Source organism: Streptomyces sp. NPDC059900, assembly GCF_050270335.1.
GTDB lineage: Bacteria > Actinomycetota > Actinomycetes > Streptomycetales > Streptomycetaceae > Streptomyces.
The window spans coordinates 1-2,072 of record NZ_JBNNJZ010000935.1 but is presented as its reverse complement, the minus strand read 5'-3'; the positions used below and the strand labels follow the sequence as shown (position 1 = coordinate 2,072).

The following is a 2,072-nucleotide window of genomic DNA, read 5'->3' as shown; positions in this document are numbered from 1 at the left end:
GTACTTGGCCCGGAACGCCTGACCGATGACGAACGGATGCAGCGCCAGCGCCATCACCCGGCCGCCGGCGGCCGACTCGTCGTACAGCTGGTCGACCTGGTCCTTGACCAGCTGCACGAAATCGGGCCCGGTCATGCCGTGCGTGGTGAAGAGTCCGAGGTCGTTGAGCTCGACCGAGTACGGCACGCTCAGCATGCCAGGGATGTTCAGCGGGTACGGCTGATCGTCATTGGTCCAGTCGAGCACATAACCGAGGCCGAGCTCGGCAAGCAGCGTCGGCGTCCGGAAGGTCTCGGTGAGCGCCGGGCCGAGCCAGCCGCGCGGCCGCTGCCCGGTGGCCTTCTCGATCGTCTCGACGACGCCGATGAGATAGCCGCGCTCGTCCTCCTCCGTCATCCCGGCCTGCGAGGTGGAGTTGTCGCGGCCGTGCGCGAGCCACGCCCAGTTACGGGCCAGACCGGCCTCGACGATCTGCGGATAGTGCTCGCAGACGGCGGAGTTGAGCAGCGCGCTGGCGCGTACGCCGTGCCGGTCGAGGGCCTGCATGACGCGCCAGATACCCACCCGGACGCCGTATTCGCGCCAGCCGTGGTTCAGCGGGTCCGGGACGAGCGCGGCGGTTGCCTCGTTCAGACTGGTCGAGGGGGTGCCGAGCTGGAAGTGTTCGATGTTCAGCCCGACGTAGAACGCCACCCGGGCACCGCCGGGCCAGCTGAAGCGCTCCCGCTCGGTGATCGGACTGTAGTCGTAGAGCTCGTTGTCCATTGCCATGGCTTAGATGCTGTCTGCTGACACCTGCCGGAACGAGAGCGACCTGATCTACGATCGGTGCGCGAAGCTCACCAGTTGGTTTCACGGGGCGGGGCACGGGGTGGTGATCAGCGATGCTGGAGCGGCATGAGATCGAGGCCTTTCTGGCCGTAGCCGAAGAGCTGCACTTCCGCCGCGCCACCGAACGGCTCGGGCTCGCCCAGGGCCGGGTGAGCCAGATCGTCGGCCGGCTCGAACGCCGTCTGGGCGTCGCGCTCTTCGCCCGTACGAGCCGCAAGGTAATCCTGACCCCGGCGGGGCAACGCCTGTACGACGGCCTGGCCCCGGCGCACCAGGAGATCCAGGAGGCGGTCGCGCAGGCACTGGCGACCGGCAAGGGCGTCACCGGCACGCTGCGCGTGGGCTTCTCCTCGGCGTGGGCGGGCGACATGGTGCTGCGGACCGCCGAGGCCTTTCGCCGCACCCACCTCGGCTGCCTGGTCGAGATCCAGGAGATCCCGCTTTACGACACCTTCGGCCCGCTGCGCACGGGCGTGGTGGATCTGCAGCTCACCGAGTTCCCGGTGGAGGAGCCCGACCTGGTGGCCGGCTCGGTGATCTTCTCGGAGACCCGGGCGATGATGGTGCCCGCAGACCACCCGTTCGCCCGGCGGGAGTCGGTCTCGGTGGAGGACCTGGCCCGCGCTCCGCTGATCGGCGTCACGGGCAACAGCCCGCCGTACTGGCGCGAGTACATCTGGCCCAGCAAGACGCCGCAGGGCAAGCCGATCCCCCGGGGCCCCACCTTCGTGTACTGGCTGGAAGTCCCCCCGCTCGTCGCCTCCGGCCGCGGCATCTCCGTCGCGTCGCTGCTCGCCGCCCGCTACCACGGCCGTCCCGGCCTCACCTACGTCCCGTTCTGCGACGCTCCGTCCATGGACTACGGCCTGATCTGGCGCCGCGACGGCTTCACGTCCCGGGTGCAGGCGTTCACGGACACGCTGTGCCGCATACGCGCGGGGCGGCCGTAGGGCCTCCTTTCGGATCTTGTCGGCCGGCACGGGGAGGTGTCATCCGGCACGCCGGTCGCCCCCGGGGCCAGCCAAGTGCCGTGCCCGGCGAAGAAGAACGCCACCGGAACGATCGACCTCAGCCTCCGGCTGCAAGAACGCCTCAGCCCGCCGGCCGACGACAAGCGCCCCCCTTCCGCCTCCACGACCGCGTCCAGCAGATCCGCAACAACCCGCCGCGGGAGCGCCCCAGGCCGGCGGCGGCGAGCCGGGCCGTGCGGCGACGCCTCACGCGTCCTCGCTCCTCTCGCT

At 70.2% G+C, this 2,072-nt stretch carries 2 protein-coding genes; one reads left to right on the top strand and one right to left on the bottom strand.

The window, feature by feature from the left end; genetic code table 11:
- Positions 1–771 (bottom strand): polysaccharide deacetylase family protein (locus tag ACQKIP_RS45900; RefSeq protein ID WP_427745716.1); only part of this gene is annotated, 771 nt, incomplete at its 3' end.
- Between the two features lie 113 nt (positions 772–884).
- On the opposite strand from ACQKIP_RS45900, the gene ACQKIP_RS45895 reads away from it, so the two are divergent.
- Positions 885–1,781, top strand: a complete 897-nt coding sequence (locus ACQKIP_RS45895; RefSeq protein WP_365863412.1) for a LysR family transcriptional regulator — start codon at positions 885–887, stop codon at positions 1,779–1,781.
- The last annotated feature ends 291 nt before the right edge of the window (positions 1,782–2,072 follow it).

Excerpts from the sequence above, each read along its gene's own strand:
- ACQKIP_RS45895 (WP_365863412.1), top strand. The coding sequence starts at position 885 with ATGCTGGAGCGGCATGAGATCGAGGCCTTTCTGGCCGTAGCCGAAGAG.